Below are 17164 nucleotides of genomic sequence, written 5' to 3' on the forward strand. Positions count from 1 at the left end.
GGTTCAGCGCACACCACCGCGCGGGATCGCGCAAGCCAGCGGCTATCCTCGTCAGGAAGCTGCAAGTTTTCCTCGGCGGTACCGGGTGCCGTCGGCCCGGTGCGCGCGAAGACCGGAGCACGGGAGGTTGTCGTGGCCAAGAACACGGCTGTGCGGGTGCTGGATGATCTGACCGGCGAGGCCGCGGCGGAGACGGTCGGGTTCGGGCTGGACGGCATCGACTACGACATCGACCTCTCCTTCGCCAACGCCGACGCGCTGCGCGAGCTCCTGCAGCGCTACGCCGACGCCGGCCGCCGCACCGGGGGCCGCAAGCGCCGTCCGCGGATCGTGCCGGGCGCCAAGCGGCCCCGTGCGAAGGCCGCGGTGAAGAAGACCACCACCAAGACCACTGCCAAGACCACGAAGGCGGCGCCGAAGGCCGCGGCCAAGGCGAAGACGGCCACCGCGAAGGCCGAACCGGCGAAGACCACCCGCACCCGGAAGGCGGCGGAGCCGAAGAAGACCACGCGCGCGACGACGCGGAAGGTGCCCGGCGTCACGTTTTCGGCCGCCGAGTAAGTCCACTGTAGACAGCGATCAGGCCGCGCGCTGGGCGCCGTCCGCGTGCCACGACGGGTAGTGGTAGCGGGTGTGCAGCAACGCCCGCTGCCGCGTCCGTTCGGCCTCGGTCGGCGGGCGCGGCACGAAGGTCCCGAGGATCTGCGAAGCCGCCGCCCGCACCGCCGCCTCGACCGCCGGGAAGCCGGGCCGGACGCCGTGCTCGGCCAGCGACGCGACCGGGCTGCGGTGCGAATCGAGGGGCCGCGGGTCCGCCGGCGCGCTCGTCAGGTAGCGCCCGACCAGCGCCGCCGACGTCTCGACCAGCAGCGTCGAGTGCGCCAGCAGCCCGGTCTTGGTGCGGAACACGGCGAACCCGCACAGCTTCGCGTCGCCGATGAACAGCCCGCGGTCGCCGATCCGCGGCACCAGGCCGAGCTGGTCGACGGCGGCGCTCATCACCTGGCCGAGCGCCTCCAGCGGCCGGTCGGCCGGGCCGGGCAGCACCAGGGTCACGTTCAGGTTGCCCGGGTCGTGGAACACGGTGCCGCCGCCGCTGGCCCGCCGCAGCACCGGGACGCCGTCGCGCTCGCACTCCGGAACGCGCACCTCGCGCGCGATCCGCTGGCCGCGCCCCACCACGACGCAAACCGGGTTGCGCCAGAGCCACAGGACCGGTGACTCGGGCGCAACCCGGAGGAGTGCTTCGTCGAACGCGAGGTTCTCGGCGGGGTCGGTGAACGCGGCACGCACATCCGACCCGGTCGTCATAACGCCTTGAGTTCCTCCACGATCTCGCCCACCGACGACTTGGCGTCCCCGAAGAGCATGCTGGTCTTCGGATCGTAGAACAGGTCGTTGTCGATACCCGCGAAGCCGGAGCTCATGCCGCGTTTCAACACGATCACGGACCGGCTTTCGTTGACCTTGAGGATCGGCATCCCGTAGATCGGCGAGCTCGGGTCGGTCTGCGCCGCCGGGTTCGTGACGTCGTTCGCGCCGATCACCAGCGCGACGTCGGTCTGGGCGAACTCGGAGTTGATCTCGTCCATCTCCTTGAGCTGCTCGTAGGGCACGTCGGCCTCCGCGAGCAGCACGTTCATGTGCCCGGGCATCCGGCCGGCGACCGGGTGGATCGCGTACGCGACCGTGATGCCCTTCTTTTCCAGCAGCTTCGCCATCTCGCGGACGGTGTGCTGGGCCTGCGCCACGGCCATGCCGTAGCCGGGCACCACGACGACCTTGCTCGCGTACGCCATCTGGATCGCCGTGTCGGCCGCGCTGGTCGAGCGCACCGGGCGCTCTTCCTTCGTCCCGCTGCCGGCCGAGACCGCCGGGCCGCCGCCGAAGCCGCCCGCGACGATCGCCGGGATGGACCGGTTCATCGCCTTGGCCATCAGATTGGTCAGGATCGAGCCGGACGCGCCGACGATCATGCCCGCCACGATCAGCGCCGTGTTGTCCAGCGCCAGGCCCATCGCCGCGGCCGACAGGCCGGTGAAGGCGTTGAGCAGCGAGATGACGACCGGCATGTCCGCGCCGCCGATCGGCAGCACGACGGTCAGGCCGAGGATGCCCGCCGCGACGAGCAGCCCGACGATGAGCAGCCAGGAGTCGCCGCCGGCGATGATGGCCACCGCGCAGGCGAGCGCGACCAGCAGGAACAGCGCGTTGACCGGCTGCTGCAGCTTGCCCATGCTGATCGGGCGGCCGCTGATCAGTTCCTGGAGCTTGCCGAACGCCACGTTCGAGCCCCAGAAGGAGATCGACCCGATGATCGCGGCGAACAGGGACGCGATCGCGATGTAGGCCGGTTCGTGCGCGTAGCCGTCGGTCGAGTTGAACTCCACCCACGCGATGAGCGCGACCGCGCCGCCGCCGACGCCGTTGAACAGGGCCACCATCTGCGGCATTGCCGTCATCTTGACCTTGCGCGCCGACGGGACGCCGACCACCGCGCCGATCGCGACGCCGAGGACGATGAGCAGCCAGTTGCCCATGCCCGGGGTGAGCAGGGTGGCGAGCACCGCGATGCCCATGCCGACCGCGGCGATCCAGTTGCCGCGGACGGCGGTGCGCGGGCCGGTCAGGCCCATCAGGCCGTAGATGAAGAGCGCGAACGCGATGATGTAGAGGATCGCGACGAAGTCGGTCACTTCTGCTCCTCCTCATCGGCGGGAGCGGGCTTCTTGCCCTTGAACATCGACAGCATCCGGTCGGTGACCAGGAAGCCGCCGACGACGTTGATCGTGCCGAAGGCGATGGCGATCACCAGCAGGATCTTGTTGAAGACGCCGTCGACGCCGAGGCCGAGCACGACCAGCCCGCCGAGCAGCACGATGCCGTGGATGGCGTTGGTGCCGGACATCAGCGGCGTGTGGAGGGTGTTGGGCACCTTGGAGATGACGGCGAAGCCGACGAACCCGGCGAGCACGAGCACCGCGAGGTTCTGCACCAGGGGACTCATGCCGGGCTCCCTTCGCGCCCGGCCACGCAGGCACCGGCGACGATCTCGTCTTCGAAGTTCAGCTCCAGCGCGCCTTCCTTCGTCACCAGCAGCTCCAGCAGCTCGGTGACGTTGCGCGCGTACAGCTCGCTCGCGTGCGAAGGCATTTCGGCGGGCAGGTTGAGCGGGGACGAGATGGTGACGTCGTGCTCCACGACGTCCTCGCCCGGCTTGGTCAGCTCGCAGTTGCCGCCGGTCTCGCCCGCGAGGTCGACCACGACCGACCCGGCGGGCATGCCCTTGACGGCGTCCGCGGTGACCAGCGTCGGTGCCTTGCGGCCCGGCACCAGCGCGGTGGTGATCACGACGTCGAACTTCGTGATGGCCTCGGTGAGCCGCCGCTGCTGCTCCTCGCGCTCCTCGGCCGTCAGCTCGCGGGCGTACCCGCCTTCACCGACCGCTTCGATGCCGAGGTCGAGGAACTGCGCGCCGAGCGACTTGACCTGCTCGGCGACCTCGGGCCGCACGTCGTAGCCGGTGGTCTGCGCGCCGAGCCGCTTCGCCGTGGCGAGCGCCTGCAGGCCGGCGACACCGGCGCCGAGCACCAGCACCTTGGCCGGCGGGACCGTGCCCGCCGCGGTGGTGAGCATCGGGAAGAAGCGCGGGAGCTTCTGCGCCGCGAGCAGCACGGCGCGGTAGCCGCCGATGCTGGCCTGCGACGACAGCGCGTCCATCGCCTGCGCGCGGGAGATCCGCGGGATCGCCTCCATCGCGAACGCGCGCAGGCCCGCTTCTTCGAGCTTCGCGAGCCCCTCCGGGTTGCCGCGCGGGTCGAGGAAGCCGACGAGCACGGATCCCCGGCTCAGCTTCGCGACTTCCTCCGGCGCGGGCGCGTTGACCTTCACGACGATCTGCGCGCCCCACGCGTCGCCGAGCTCGGCGCCCGCTTGGGTGTACGCGTCGTCACTCAGGTGCGCCCTGGCCCCGGCACCCGGTTCGACGACCACGCGCAGCCCTCGCTGCGCCAGCCGCCCGACCAGTTTGGGCACCATCGCCACCCGGCGCTCCCCGGGGCGTGACTCGGTCACCACACCCACGGTGAGCTGCTGACTCTGTTCGCTGTCCGTCACACGACCTCCTCATCGGCGAGGCACGGTCCGAGGGTTGTACCACGCCGGACCGACAGTCCCCAGTGACGTGAGTCGCAAGTCTCGGGGTTCTGCCGGGAAATACGAACGTCGTGCGGGAAACGTTCAGCGAGTTTTCCAGTGCGGGATGCCGAGCAGGATCAACCGCAGCCGTTTTTCCGCCGTTCCGGTGATTTTCGCGTCTTCACCTGGGCGGGCTTCCAACAGTTCGACGGTCGTCGTGATCATCACGGAAACGATCAAGTCGGCCAGCATGTGCAGGTCTTCGGTGCTCCACGACCGCAGCGGCGCGAACCGGGCCAGGTCGATCGCCAGATCGCCGGAGAACATGCGCAGTTCGACGGCGATGGCGCGGGCGAGCGGCCCGCCGCCGTAGCGCTCGCGGGTCAGGAACCGGAAATGGTCCTCGTTCGCGCGCACGAATTGGTGCACGGTGGCCACCGAGGCGCTGATCATCCCCTGGTAGGTGTCCGGGTCGGTGCGGGCGGAGCGCATCATGCCGCGCAGCGTCCGCGTCGCTTCTTCGACGAGCGCGACGCCGAGTTCCTCCATCGTGGCGAAGTGCCGGTAGAACGCCGTCGGCACCAGGCCCGCGCCCTTCGCGACCTCACGCAGGGAGAGTGTGGCGAAGGGGCGGTCGGCCAGCAGGTCGAGGGCGGCGTCCAGCAGCGCTTGACGCGTGCGCTGCTTGCGCTCCTGACGGCTCACCGGCTCCTCTGACACATCGACCAGCGTACGGATGTCCACCGCGTTGCTCACGTCACATCCTCGCCTTCCCGCGTTGACAGCGGCTCCACTCCTGCAGTGCACTGTTCAGTGTACAGTCGTTCACTGTAATCGAGGAGGACGAGATGACGGCGCTCATCCCCCGGCGGGTGCGCAGCCTCGCCTCGCTGGCCGAGGCCCTGCTGACGCCGCACGGGATGGACCGGTACCTGGAGCTCGTCGACCCGATGCTGGTCCGCCGCGAGATCCGCGGGCTGGTCACGGCGGTGCGCAAGCAAACGCCGGACAGCGTCACCCTCACCGTACGGCCGAGCCGCGCGTGGCCGGGCTTCACCGCCGGCCAGTACGTCCGCGTGCAGGTGGAGATCGACGGCGTCCGGCGCACGCGGTGCTATTCGCCGTGCGGTTCGCAGTACGACGGCGAACTGGAGTTCACGGTCAAGGAGCAGGGCCTGGTGTCCGGGCACCTCAACCGCGCGCTCGGCGTCGGCTCGGTCGTCAACCTGTCCACTCCGGACGGCGGCTTCACGTTGCCCGCCACCCGGCCGGAGCGCGTGCTGCTGATCGCGGGCGGCAGCGGCATCACGCCGGTGCTCGCCATGGCGCGCACCCTGGTCGACGAGGGCCACACCGGCGAGATCGTGTTCGTGCAGTACTCGAACGGCCCGGCCGACGCGCTCTACCGCACCGAACTGGCCGAGCTCGCCGCGCGGCACCCGGGCCTGCGGGTCGTGCACGCCCACACCCACGCCGAGGGCGGCGAACTGCACGGCTTCTTCTCCCCGGCGCACCTCGACCAGGTGGCGCCGTGGTTCCGCGACGCGGAGACGTTCGTCTGCGGCCCGAAGCCGCTGATGGACGCGGTGCGCGAAAAGCTCGGTGAACGCGTGCACACCGAAGAGTTCACGCCGCCGGCGTTGACCTTCGACACGGCGAACGCGGAAGGCCAGGTGCGCTTCAAGCGCAGTGGCCGGGAGTGCGCGAATTCGGGGAAGCCGTTGCTGGAGCAGGCCGAGGAGGCCGGGCTCTCGCCGGAGCACGGCTGCCGGATGGGCATCTGCTTCTCCTGCACCCAGCTCAAGACCGCCGGGCGCGTCCGCAACGCGCGCACCGGCGAGATCTCCGGCGACGAAGACGAAGAAATCCAGCTCTGCATCTCCGTCCCCGTCGGGGACGTCGAGATCGACGCGTGAGGAGACTGCCATGACGGGACTGCAGGACCGGCTGACCCCGGACCAGGTCGAGGAGTTCGGCCGCGAGCTCGACGCGCTGCGCCAGCGGATCGTCGACGACCTCGGCCAGGAGGACGTCGACTACATCCACAACGTCATCAAGACCCAGCGCGGGCTCGAGGTCGCGGGCCGGGCGCTGCTGTTCGCCGGGTTCTTCCCGCCCGCGTGGCTCGCCGGCGTCGGCGCGCTGTCGGTGGCGAAGATCCTCGACAACATGGAGATCGGCCACAACGTCATGCACGGCCAGTACGACTGGACGCGCGACCCGGCGCTGAGCTCGCAGCGCTTCGAGTGGGACACCGTGGCGCCGGCGGAGAACTGGCGGCACTCGCACAACTACATCCACCACACGTACACGAACATCGTCGACAAGGACCGCGACGTCGGCTACGGCATCCTGCGGATGGACACCGCCCAGAAGTGGCACCCGTACTACCTGGGCAACCCGGTGTACGCGACGCTGCTGGCGCTGTTCTTCCAGTGGGGCGTGATGCTGCACGACCTCGAGGTCGAGAACGTCGTCAAGGGCGAGCGGTCGTGGGCCGACAACGTGCCGGTCCTGAAGAAGATCCTGCGCAAGGCGTCCCGGCAGGTCGGCAAGGACTACGTCCTCTTCCCGCTGCTGACGGGTCCGCTGGCGCCGCTGACGTTCCTCGGCAACGCGACGGCCAACCTGACGCGCAACCTGTGGGCGTTCGCGATCATCTTCTGCGGCCACTTCCCCGCCGACGTCGAGAGCTTTACCGAAGAGGAGACGGCTTCGGAGTCGCGCGGCCAGTGGTACCTGCGCCAGATCCTCGGCTCGGCGAACATCTCGGGCAGCCCGCTGTTCCACATCATGAGCGGCAACCTGTCCCACCAGATCGAGCACCACCTGTTCCCGGACATCCCCGCTCGCCGCTACCCGCAGATCGCGGGCGAGGTGCGCGCGATCTGCGAGAAGTACGGCCTGCCGTACCACACGGGGCCGCTGCACAAGCAGCTCTGGTCGGTCGCCAAGAAGATCGTGAAGCTGGCTCTCCCGCAGACTTCGCCGTCGCCGACTACCGTGGAACCCGACCGGCAGCTCCGAGCAGCGTGAGGGTGACATGGTGGGCCAGTTCGAACGAGACAAGGACACCCTGCAGGTGATCACCGAATCGGCCGCGACGCACGTCGGCAACATAGCGTCGATCATCACCGGCGCGATCCGCGACATCGCCCGCGAAACGGGCGACTGGCTCACGGACGTCATCGAGATGCGCGAGGCCGCGCAGCGCGCCCGGGAGGACGACCCGGACACCCCGTGACCCGACCTTCGTGAAGGCCACCTCGAGGAACCCAGCGTTCCTCAAGGTGGCCTTCACGGCTTTCGCGGTCCGGAACTGTCAGTGGTCCCCGGTAGCGTGGAAGACGGGGGGGCGCCCCCGCGGGCACCGGTCGTCCGCGCCGGCTTCCGCGATTTCTCGGCCGGCCGCCGAACCGACCCGTCTGCGGACCGCCGCTCCACGCCCCACCGCAACGGCAAGAGCGGCGCCCCGCGAGCCCGGTCATCCGCACCGGGCCACCTCCGCTCGCCGCGCAGGTCGCGAATGACTCATTCGCGACCTCCGAGGTCCCCAGCGAGTCATTCGCGACGCGAGCGAGCCGCCTCGCCGACCGCGGAGAGCCCGGCCCGGGACGTCATGAACGACCCTTTCACGTCACCAGACGCCGTGAACGACCCGTTCACAACATCCGAACCGGCCCCAACCCGGGCGCTTCCCCGAGTCCGCCCCGGGGGAAAACCGGATGGGCAACGCTCCCCACCCCGGCGAAACTGAACGCGTGACCAGCCTCGACCTGCCCCGTCCCCACCCGCTCCGCCGGGTCTTCGGCCCCCTCGCCGCGCGGGACTTCTGGGCCGAGTACGCCTGGCTGTGGCTCGCCGGCCCGCTCAGCCTGTTCGCCCTCTTCACCTTCGTCGTCGTCGTCATCGCCGGCCTCTGGCTGACGCCGGTCCTGCTCGGCTTCCTCGTCCTCGCCGGCGCGCTCCTCTACGCCCGCGCCCTCGGCGCCGCCCACCGCGGCCTGGCGAAAGCCCTGCTCGGCGTCAGCGTCCCCGCGCCGCGCCGTCCCGAACTGAAGCCCGGGCTCTGGAGCTGGGTGAAGGCCCGCGTCGGCGACCCCGCGGGCTGGCGCACGGCCGGCTACCTGCTGCTGCGCCTCCCGCTGACCTTCGCCGGCCTGCTCGCCGTGGGCTCCGCGACGGTCTACGGCGTGGCCGCGTCGAGCTTCGCCCTCTTCTGGTTCCCGCTCGGCGAACGGGAGCTGCCGACCTTCGGCATCCGGGCCGACCACTGGGCGGGCGCGCTCGCCTGGTCCGCGTCGGGACTGCTGGTGCTCGTGGTGCTTCCGTGGGTGACCCACGCCTTCACCGCGCTCGACCGGCTGCTCGTCGTCGGCCTGCTCGGCGAACGCGTGCTGTCCGAACGGGTCCGCGACCTCGAGGCGAGCCGCGCGACCGCGGTCGAGGACGCCGCTCTCCGGCTGCGGCGCATCGAACGCGATCTCCACGACGGCGCCCAGGCGCAGCTCGTCGCGCTGTCGATGAAACTCGGGCTGGCCAAGGAAGAGCTGGAAGGCGCTGACCTGCCCCAGGTGAAGGAGCTGGTCACCGCCGCGCACGCCAACGCGAAGCAGGCGTTGACCGAGCTGCGCGACCTCGCCCGAGGCATCCACCCGCCCGCTCTGGACGCCGGGCTCGACGTCGCGCTCGCCACGCTCGTCGCGACGTCCGGGATCGACGCGCGGGTCACCGTGCACCTGCCGCGCCGCCCGCCGCCGTCGCTGGAGACGATCGTCTACTTCAGCGCCGCCGAGCTGCTCACGAACGCCGCGAAGCACGGCGGGACGACGTCCGTCGAAGTCACCGAGGAGCGCGACGTCCTCTGGCTGCGCGTGCGCGACGACGGGACCGGTGGCGCCCGGATCGTGCCCGGCGGCGGGCTGGCCGGCGTCGCCGAACGGCTGCGGACGGTCGACGGCGAGCTGGCCGTCACGAGCCCGGTGGGTGGTCCGACCGAAGTGATCGCACGGGTGCCGCTCCCCCGCTAGGGTCGCGGCATGCGGATCGTCATCGCGGAGGACTCCACCATCCTGCGCCAGGGTCTCGTCGAGCTGCTGACCTTCCGCGGCCACGAAGTCGTCGCCGCGGTGAAGGACGCCGACGCGCTGCGGACCGCCGTCGAGAGCCACACCCCCGACGTGTCCATTGTGGACATCCGGATGCCGCCGACGCACACCGACGAAGGCCTGCGGGCCGCGATCGCCCTGCGCGGTGAGCTCCCCGGCTGCGCGATCCTGCTGTTCTCCCAGTACGTCGAGACGAAGTACGCCGCCCAGCTGCTGGCCGACCGCGCCGGCGGCGTCGGCTACCTGCTGAAGGACCGCGTCGCGGAGGTGTCGGACTTCCTCGACGCGCTGCGCCGGGTCGCCGACGGCGAAACCGTGCTCGACCCCGAAGTCGTCAGCCAGCTGTTCTCCGCGACGCGCCAGACCGACGCGCTCGGCGGCCTCACCCCGCGGGAACGCGAAGTGCTGGGCCTGATGGCCGAAGGCCGGTCGAACTCCGCGATCGCGGCGAAGCTGTTCCTCTCGGCCGGTTCGGTGGAGAAGTACGTGACGTCCATCTTCGGCAAGCTCGGCCTGCCACCGTCCGAAGGGGACAATCGCCGGGTGCTCGCGGTGCTGCGCTACCTGGACTCCTGAGCCTTACGCTGGGAGTCATGTACTCCACCGAGATCGAGGTCCGCACCGGCTCCGAAGCCGTCGTCCACGACCTCACCCACGAGGCCGAGACCTTCCTGCGCGACGCCGACGCGACCGACGGGCTGCTGCACGTCTGGGTCCCGCACGCCACCGCCGGGCTGGCGATCCTGGAGACCGGCGCCGGCAGCGACGAAGACCTGCTGACCGCGCTCGACGAGCTCCTCCCCCGCGACGGCCGCTGGCGGCACCGGCACGGGACCCCGGGTCACGGCCGTGACCACGTGCTCCCGGCGCTGGTGCCGCCCTACGCGACGATCCCGGTGCTCGGCGGCGTGCTCGCGCTGGGCACCTGGCAGTCGATCTGCCTAGTGGACACCAACCTCGACAACCCGGTCCGCCGGGTGCGGTTCAGCCTCCTGGCGGGCTGAGCGGGCCGGCCACAGCGTCACCAGCAGGCCCGCGGCGAGCAGGGCACCCAGCACCCAGAGCCCGGTGGTGACGTCGGGCGCGCCCGGCACGCCCTGCAGCAGGCTGCGCAGTCCCTCGGCCGGGAAGCGGAACGGCGTCCACGACCACAGCAGCGCGCGGTAGGCCGGGTTCAGCAGCTCCGGCACCTGGCCGGCGACCGCGGGCGCGACCAGGTAGAGCGGACCGAGCACGGCCATCGCGCGCAGCCCGAGCAGGCGCAGCAGCCCGGCTTGCACCGCCGCGAACGCCGTCGCCGCGAAGAAGACGAAGCCGAGCACGCCGGCGTCCAGCGGGAGCGCGGAGTCCCACAGCGCGAAGAACCCGGCCACCGCCGCCGTGAGCAGCACGCCGACTGCGACCACCTGCAGGAACCGCGCTCCGGCGCCGATCTCGCGGCCGGTCCGCTTCGCCAGCTGCGTCAGGCCGAGGCCGGCGACCAGCGCGCCGATCCAGGTCAGCGCGGACGCGGCCAGCGGCGCGGTCCGCCCGGCCGGGCTCACCGGGTGCAGCACCTCCTGCTTCGGCGGCCCGGCCAGCGCGGTCGCGGCGCCGGTCAGCGCCTGCTGCGCGACCTGCGTGCCCGCCGGGTTGACCGCGCCCGACGTCACGACCGTGGCGACCGGGCCCGGCGCCAGTTCGAGCACGCCGTAGACCTTCTTGTCCGCCAGCAGCTGCCGCGCTTGGGCCGGGGTCGCGACGGTCCAGGCGAGCTGGCCCCCGCCGTGCGCGGCGAGGCGCTGGGCGATTTCGGGCGGTGCGGCGACGGCGACCGGGACGCCGTCGGGCGCGACGGTGGCCTGCGCGCCGAAGGTGAGGAACCCGAGCACCACCGCCACCAGCGCGCCGGCCGCGGCGGCGACCAGGGCGAGCGCCCCGGCGGGACGCCGGACAGGACCGGTCATGACAACCTCCAGTTATTCGTCGCTTGTTGAATTCAAGCTACGACGTCCTGACCCCAGAAGTCAACACGTGTTGAATAGCGTCCCCGGTAGCCTCGATCCCGTGACGAAGAAGCGGCTGGTGCTCTGGGACATCGACCACACCCTCGTGGACTTCACCGAGCTGGGTTCGGCCTGGTACGCGACGGCGTTCACCGCCGCGACCGGGGCCACCCTGCGCGTCAACCCGGTGTTCGGGGGCCGCACGGAGCTCGCCACGACGACCGACCTGCTCACCGCGAACGGCTTCGAGGCCGCGCCGGAGACGATCGAGGCGCTGTTCAAGGCCCTGGTCGCGGAGTCCGAACGCGCGGCGCACCGCTTCCCGGTGGAGGCCCGCGTGCTGCCGGGCGCGGCCGAGGCGCTGACCGCGTTCGCTGGGCACGACGGCGTCGTCCAGACGCTGGTCACCGGCAACCTGCCGGAGATCTCCCGGCACAAGCTCGTCGCGTTCGGCCTCCAGGAGCACCTCGACCTGGAGATCGGCGGCTACGGCACGCTCTCGGTGCACCGCCCGGACCTGGTCCCGCACGCGATGGGGCTGGCGGCGGCCAAGCACGGCACCGAGTTCGACGCCGACGAGGTCGTCGTCATCGGCGACACCCCCAACGACGTCAAGGCGGCGCTGGACAACGGCGCGGTCTCCGTCGCCGTCGCGACCGGCCACTTCTCCGCCGGGGAACTGTCCGCGGCGGGCGCGCACACCGTGCTGCCGGACCTGGCCGACACCGACGCCGTCCGGGCCGCCGTCCTCCGCTGACATCCTCCTGAGGAGGGGGAAACCCCTCAGTCGAAAGGACGACTCCCCTAGGGGAAATCTCGTCCCCATGCCCGATGTCCACGGGCGCCACCGCTCGACAGACTCTTCCCATGACTCAAACAGGGGCGGCGGGGAAGCTCGCCGGAGGGGGACGCGTCCGGGGGACCGTCGCGGTGCTCAGAGAGCGGCTGCCGTTCACCAGCAGCGTCACGGCCGCCATGCTCGTGCTCGCCGTCGCGTCCGGCGCGCTCTGGAGCGCGGCCGAAGACCGCGCGGCCTACCCGTTCATCGCCTACGGCCTGCCGTCGCTGGAAGCGGGCCGGTGGTGGACCATGCTCACCGGGCCGTTCTTCGCCGTCATCCCCTGGTACTACCTCCCGATGGTCGGCAGCTTCGCGCTCTTCGCCGGCTTCGCCGAGTGGCAGCTGGGCACGCGGCGGACGATGGCCGTGACCATCGGCGGCCAGCTCGCCTCCGTCCTCGTCGCCACCCAGTTCCTCGCGCTGTGCCGCAACTCCGGCTGGCTGTGGGCCGAGCGGGTCGCGGGCAGCCTCGACGTCGGGTTCTCCGGCGGCGCGCTCGCCGCGGTCGCGGTCGCCAGCGCGACGCTGCGGCCGCCGTGGGCGCTGCGGCTGCGGGCCGGGCTGTGCGTGTACGCCGGCGTCGCGATCGTCTACGTCGGCACCCTGGCCGACCTCGTGCACTTCTTCGCGCTGCTGCTCGCGATCCCGCTCGGCAAGCGGCTCGTCGGCCGGCACCGCGCCGAGGAAACGACGGGCCCGAACCTGCGGGAATGGCGGCTGCTGGCCGTCGCCGGGCTGCTGCTGCTCACCGTCGCCGAGATCGTGATGTTCCTGGTGCCGGGCGACGGCCCGTTCGGCTCGGACGAAGGGGTTTCGCTGTCGGCGCCGGAGCTGGCGGTCCTGGTGGTGCTCGTGGTACCGATGCTCAACGGGCTGCGCCGGGGCGGGCGCGTCGCGTGGCGCTGGGCCGTCGCGCTGTCGGCTTTCGTGACGCTGCAAGGGCTCGCCGTCGCCACGCTCGTCGGGCTGGCCGACGTCTTCGGCGGGGACTACGACACCGAGGGCCTGCCGCTGTTCTTCGTCGACAATCTCTTGTGGACGGTCGAGCTGGGCGTCCTGATCGCCGCCCGCCACGCCTTCCGCGTGCCTTCGCGACGCCGGCTGCGGCGCCACGCGCAGGGCCCGGGTCCCGCGCTGGCCCGCACGCTCCTGGGCCACCACGGCGGCAGCACGCTGTCGTGGATGACGACCTGGCCGCGCAACACCTACTTCGTCCGTGAGGACGGCCGGTCCTACCTCGCCTACCGGCGGCACGCGGGGGTCGCGGTCGCGCTCGGCGACCCGATCGCACCGGACGGCACCGCGGCGGCCACGGTCACCGAGTTCACCACGATGTGCGAGAACTCCGGCCTGGTGCCGTGCGTGTTCTCGGCGACGGAGGCCACCGTCGCGGCGACGCGCGAACAGGGCTGGCAGCACGTCCAGGTCGCCGAGGACAACGTGCTGGACCTCGAGGGCCTCGAGTTCCGCGGCAAGGCGTGGCAGGACGTCCGGTCCGCGCTGAACAAGGCCGCCAAGCAGCAGATCGACTTCCGGCTGGTGCGCTTGGCCGACCAGCCGGAACCCATCCTCGCCCAGGTCCGGGCCCTCTCGGAGGAGTGGATCGCCGACAAGGGCATGCCGGAGATGGGCTTCACGCTCGGCGGGCTCGACGAGGCGATGGACCCGGCCACCCGGGTCGGCCTCGCGGTCGACGCGGAGGGCACCGTCCACGGCGTGACGTCGTGGCTCCCGGTCCACACCGGCGCGGGCAAGATCGGCGGCTGGACGCTCGACGTCATGCGCCGCAGCGCCCACGGCTTCCGCCCGGTGATGGAGTTCCTCATCGCCTCGGCCTGCCTGGCGTTCCGGGAAGAGGGCGCGCGGTTCGTCTCGCTGTCCGGCGCACCCCTGGCCCGCAGCGGCTCCGGCTCCGCGCGGCCGGTGGACCGGGCACTGGAGTCGCTGGGCCGCGTGATGGAGCCGTACTACGGTTTCCGGTCGCTGCACGCGTTCAAGGCGAAGTTCCAGCCGCGCCACGTCCCGCTGTACCTGGCGTTCCGCGACGAAGCCGACCTCCCCCGGATCGGGCTGGCGCTGAGCCGGGCGTACCTGCCGGACGTCCGCCTGCGGGAGCTGGCGAAGCTGGTCAGCAGCTCTCGGGCACGCTGATCCGCAGGGGGAAGCGGTCGAACGAGACGACGACGTGGTGGACCGCCTCGGCGTCGGCGGCGGCCATCAGCACGGTGCCGTCGTCCTCGCCCGCCCCGGTCCACGCGGTGACCTTCGCCGCCTGCTCCTGCCGCTCGCGCAGTTCCGGATCCGTGTGAGCCGTCTGTCCGCGTCACCGCCCATGCGAGCGGCTCGCCGAATTCCGGCTAGCGGTAGGTGGTCGGCGGCGGAGTCGTCGTGCCGCGGTCGGCCGGCGGCACGAACCGGTAGCTCCGCACGATCCCGACCAGGTCGTCACGCACCGAAGGGCCGCCCCGGTCGCTGTCCGCGTACGCCACCACGATCCCGGCCGTCCCCGAGTCCCCGCCGAACGCCATCGCCGCCACGAGCGCGTGCTTCGCCGCGCACTCCCCCGTTTCCGTGGGGACGACTTCCGCGACGACGATCCGCGACGGCGCTTTCGTCCCGTCGGCCTTCGTGAGCTGCGCGTCGGTCCCGGCGCCGGCGGTCACCGCGGCAAGCGGACCGTCGACCGGGCTGAACGCGCTGACCCCGACGTCGGTGACCGCCTTCCGGGCCGCCGCGTCGAGATCGGTCAGCGGCTCCGTGGACACGCCGGCGCCACCGAGGTCGCTGGTGCCGCAGAAGTGCTCGCCCAGGAACGCGCTCGTGATCAGGCGGAGCCCCGGGATCGCGCCGGTCTGCTCCCAGCCGTGCAGCGTGCCGGGCTCGGGCTTCCAGCTCGGCGGAACGTCGTAGGCGTAGGAACCGTCGCGGCCGGCCACCGACTGCCAGCCCGTGACCGCCGGCGGAACCGCTGCGCGCGGCGAGGGCGTGACCACCACCGGCGAACGCGGCGACGGCGTCGAGGACGCGTCACGCGGCTTGCCGACGCCCAGCGCGTTGAGCACCCCGGCGACCAGCGCGATGAACACCAGGCCGAACCACGGCGCCCGCCGCCACTTCAGCGGCTTCGCGGCCGGGCGGATCCGCTTCGGCCGCGCGCGCTGGAACTCCGGCGTGTCCGCGGGTTCGTAACCGCCGAACCCGCGGAGCGCCGCGTTGTCCTCGTACCCCGGCGTCGGGTCGTCGGATCGCCGGTGGAACCGGGCCATCAGGACCGGACGAGCTTCACCAGGTGCTCGACGACGGCGTCGACCGCGATCTCCTCGCGCTCGCCCGTCCGCCGGTCCTTGACCTCGACGACGCCGTTGGCCAGGCCGCGCCCGACCACGAGGATGGTCGGCACGCCGACCAGCTCGGCGTCGGCGAACTTGACCCCGGGCGTGGCCTTGCGGTCGTCGAGGATGATCTCCAGACCGGCGTTGTCCAGCTCGGCGGCGATCTTCTCGGCGCCGGCGCGCACCGCGTCGTCCTTGCCCGCGATGACGACGTGCACGTCGAACGGCGACACCTCGCGCGGCCAGATCAGGCCGAGGTCGTCGTGGTTCTGCTCGGCGAGCACGCCGACCAGCCGCGAGACGCCGACGCCGTACGAGCCCATCGTGATCCGGATCGGCTTGGAGTCCGGGCCCAGCGCGTCCAGCTCGAACGCGTCCGCGTACTTGCGGCCCAGCTGGAAGATGTGCCCGATCTCGATGCCGCGCGCGGCGACCAGGGTGCCCTGGCCGTCCGGCGACGCGTCGCCCTCGCGGACCTCGGCGGCCTCGATCGTGCCGTCCGGGGTGAAGTCGCGGCCGGCCAGCAGGTCGACGACGTGGTGGTCGACCTTGTCGGCGCCGGTGACCCAGGCGGTGCCGGGGACGATCCGGGGGTCGGCGAGGTAGCGCACGCCGTTGTCCTGCAGCGCCTTCGGGCCGATGTAGCCCTTGACCAGGAACGGGTTCTTCGCGAAGTCGGCCTCTTCGAGCAGCGCCACCTCGGCGGGCTCCAGCGACGCTTCGAGGCGCTTCATGTCCACTTCGCGGTCACCCGGGACCGCGACGCAGACCAGGTCCCACTCCTTCGCGCCCGGCTGGCGCGTCTTGAGCATGACGTTCTTCAGCGTGTCCGCGGCGGTGAACTCGCGGCCGAGCCCGGCCGCGTTGAGGAAGTTCACCAGCGACTCGATGGTCGGCGTGTTCGGCGTGTGGTGCACCTGCGCCTCGGGGCGGCCCTCGATCGGCTGCGCGGGCGGCGGGGGCGTCACGACGGCTTCGACGTTCGCCGCGTAACCGGAGTCCGTGCTGCGGACGTAGGTGTCCTCGCCCGTCTCGGCGACCGCGAGGAACTCCTCGGACGCCGAGCCGCCCATCGCGCCCGACGTCGCCTTCACGACGACGTACTCGAGTCCGAGGCGGTCGAACAGCTTCGTGTAGGCGTCGCGGTGGGCCTGGTAGGAGCGCTCCAGACCCTCGTCGTCGAGGTCGAAGGAGTAGGAGTCCTTCATGACGAACTCGCGGCCGCGCAGGATGCCGGCACGGGGGCGCGCTTCGTCGCGGTACTTGGTCTGGATCTGGTACAGCGTGACCGGGTAGTCGCGGTACGAGCTGTACTCGCCCTTCACCGTCAGCGTGAAGAGCTCTTCGTGCGTCGGGCCGAGCAGGTAGTCGGCGCCCTTGCGGTCCTTGAGGCGGAAGAGGCTGTCGCCGTACTCGGTCCAGCGGCCGGTCGCCTCGTAGGGCTCCTTCGGCAGCAGCGCGGGGAACTGGATCTCCTGCGCGCCGATGGCGTTCATCTCGTCACGCACGACGTTCTCGACGCGCCGCAGCACCCGCAGGCCCAGCGGCAGCCAGGAGTACCCGCCCGGGGCGACCCGGCGGACGTAGCCGGCGCGTACCAGGAGCCGGTGGCTCGGTACCTCGGCGTCCGCCGGATCCTCGCGCAACGTGCGAAGGAACAACGACGAAGTCCTGGTGATCACTGCGGGGCTCCCTGCGCCGGGCGGGTGTGAAAGTCCCGCTCAGGGTAGTCACTCACCCCGCCGTGACTCCAACGGGTTAC

The 17164-nt window shown here is 71.5% G+C and carries 17 protein-coding genes; 9 read left to right on the forward strand and 8 right to left on the reverse strand.

Going from position 1 to position 17164, the window contains the following annotated elements:
• The first annotated feature begins 132 nt into the window (after window positions 1-132).
• Window positions 133-561 carry a histone-like nucleoid-structuring protein Lsr2 gene (locus ACLJQM_RS42030; RefSeq protein ID WP_410635903.1) on the forward strand — a complete coding sequence of 143 codons (429 nt, stop codon included), beginning with the start codon at window positions 133-135 and terminating at the stop codon, window positions 559-561.
• A gap of 18 nt (window positions 562-579) precedes the next feature.
• On the opposite strand, the gene ACLJQM_RS42035 is transcribed toward ACLJQM_RS42030, so the two are convergent.
• The 5 genes from ACLJQM_RS42035 to ACLJQM_RS42055 form a co-directional block, all read right to left on the reverse strand.
• On the reverse strand, window positions 580-1311 hold the full coding sequence (locus tag ACLJQM_RS42035) for a lipoate--protein ligase family protein (RefSeq protein ID WP_247012728.1): 732 nt from the start codon (window positions 1309-1311) through the stop codon (window positions 580-582).
• Window positions 1308-2696 (reverse strand): NAD(P)(+) transhydrogenase (Re/Si-specific) subunit beta, encoded by a 1389-nt coding sequence (locus ACLJQM_RS42040; protein ID WP_410635904.1) that lies wholly within the window; start codon window positions 2694-2696, stop codon window positions 1308-1310. The genes ACLJQM_RS42035 and ACLJQM_RS42040 overlap by 4 nt, the downstream gene beginning before the upstream one ends.
• Complete coding sequence (locus ACLJQM_RS42045; RefSeq protein ID WP_086679991.1) at window positions 2693-3007, reverse strand: NAD(P) transhydrogenase subunit alpha; 315 nt, start codon at window positions 3005-3007, stop codon at window positions 2693-2695. Before ACLJQM_RS42045 ends, ACLJQM_RS42040 begins: the two co-directional genes overlap by 4 nt.
• Window positions 3004-4116 carry a Re/Si-specific NAD(P)(+) transhydrogenase subunit alpha gene (locus ACLJQM_RS42050; protein WP_360780915.1) on the reverse strand — a complete coding sequence of 371 codons (1113 nt, stop codon included), beginning with the start codon at window positions 4114-4116 and terminating at the stop codon, window positions 3004-3006. Before ACLJQM_RS42050 ends, ACLJQM_RS42045 begins: the two co-directional genes overlap by 4 nt.
• A gap of 123 nt (window positions 4117-4239) precedes the next feature.
• Window positions 4240-4893 carry a TetR family transcriptional regulator gene (locus ACLJQM_RS42055; RefSeq protein ID WP_247012734.1) on the reverse strand — a complete coding sequence of 218 codons (654 nt, stop codon included), beginning with the start codon at window positions 4891-4893 and terminating at the stop codon, window positions 4240-4242.
• Window positions 4894-4985: 92 nt separating this feature from the next.
• Between ACLJQM_RS42055 and ACLJQM_RS42060 the strand changes: the two genes are divergently transcribed.
• From ACLJQM_RS42060 to ACLJQM_RS42085, 6 genes are all read left to right on the forward strand, one after another.
• A complete protein-coding gene (locus tag ACLJQM_RS42060; protein ID WP_410635907.1) occupies window positions 4986-6053 on the forward strand; it encodes a ferredoxin reductase in 1068 nt (355 codons plus the stop codon).
• A gap of 10 nt (window positions 6054-6063) precedes the next feature.
• On the forward strand, window positions 6064-7173 hold the full coding sequence (locus ACLJQM_RS42065) for a fatty acid desaturase family protein (protein ID WP_360780906.1): 1110 nt from the start codon (window positions 6064-6066) through the stop codon (window positions 7171-7173).
• A gap of 7 nt (window positions 7174-7180) precedes the next feature.
• Complete coding sequence (locus ACLJQM_RS42070; RefSeq protein WP_086859936.1) at window positions 7181-7381, forward strand: hypothetical protein; 201 nt, start codon at window positions 7181-7183, stop codon at window positions 7379-7381.
• A gap of 481 nt (window positions 7382-7862) precedes the next feature.
• Window positions 7863-9167: a sensor histidine kinase gene (locus ACLJQM_RS42075; RefSeq protein ID WP_410635910.1), complete on the forward strand. Its 1305-nt coding sequence runs from the start codon at window positions 7863-7865 to the stop codon at window positions 9165-9167.
• A 9-nt stretch (window positions 9168-9176) separates the two neighbouring features.
• Window positions 9177-9821, forward strand: coding sequence for a response regulator transcription factor (locus tag ACLJQM_RS42080; protein ID WP_125306195.1), 645 nt, complete (start codon window positions 9177-9179; stop codon window positions 9819-9821).
• Window positions 9822-9838: 17 nt separating this feature from the next.
• Complete coding sequence (locus ACLJQM_RS42085; protein ID WP_360780900.1) at window positions 9839-10249, forward strand: secondary thiamine-phosphate synthase enzyme YjbQ; 411 nt, start codon at window positions 9839-9841, stop codon at window positions 10247-10249.
• On the opposite strand, the gene ACLJQM_RS42090 is transcribed toward ACLJQM_RS42085, so the two are convergent.
• Window positions 10187-11191, reverse strand: a complete 1005-nt coding sequence (locus tag ACLJQM_RS42090) for an ABC transporter permease (protein ID WP_410635912.1) — start codon at window positions 11189-11191, stop codon at window positions 10187-10189. The two genes, ACLJQM_RS42085 and ACLJQM_RS42090, sit on opposite strands and share 63 nt — an antisense overlap.
• A gap of 100 nt (window positions 11192-11291) precedes the next feature.
• Here ACLJQM_RS42090 and ACLJQM_RS42095 point away from each other — a divergent pair, with 100 nt between their 5' ends.
• Window positions 11292-11987 carry an HAD family hydrolase gene (locus ACLJQM_RS42095; protein ID WP_247012746.1) on the forward strand — a complete coding sequence of 232 codons (696 nt, stop codon included), beginning with the start codon at window positions 11292-11294 and terminating at the stop codon, window positions 11985-11987.
• A gap of 110 nt (window positions 11988-12097) precedes the next feature.
• A complete protein-coding gene (locus tag ACLJQM_RS42100) occupies window positions 12098-14221 on the forward strand; it encodes a bifunctional lysylphosphatidylglycerol flippase/synthetase MprF (RefSeq protein WP_410635914.1) in 2124 nt (707 codons plus the stop codon).
• Window positions 14222-14427: 206 nt separating this feature from the next.
• Here the strand turns inward: ACLJQM_RS42100 and ACLJQM_RS42105 are convergent, their stop codons facing one another.
• Both ACLJQM_RS42105 and ACLJQM_RS42110 read right to left on the reverse strand, forming a co-directional pair.
• On the reverse strand, window positions 14428-15336 hold the full coding sequence (locus tag ACLJQM_RS42105; RefSeq protein WP_410635916.1) for a hypothetical protein: 909 nt from the start codon (window positions 15334-15336) through the stop codon (window positions 14428-14430).
• Window positions 15336-17084, reverse strand: coding sequence for a proline--tRNA ligase (locus ACLJQM_RS42110; protein WP_247012754.1), 1749 nt, complete (start codon window positions 17082-17084; stop codon window positions 15336-15338). The genes ACLJQM_RS42105 and ACLJQM_RS42110 overlap by 1 nt, the downstream gene beginning before the upstream one ends.
• Window positions 17085-17164: the final 80 nt, after the last annotated feature.

Origin of the sequence: Amycolatopsis sp. cmx-4-83 (assembly GCF_046548815.1) — a bacterium.
Taxonomy (GTDB): Bacteria; Actinomycetota; Actinomycetes; order Mycobacteriales; family Pseudonocardiaceae; genus Amycolatopsis; species Amycolatopsis pretoriensis_A.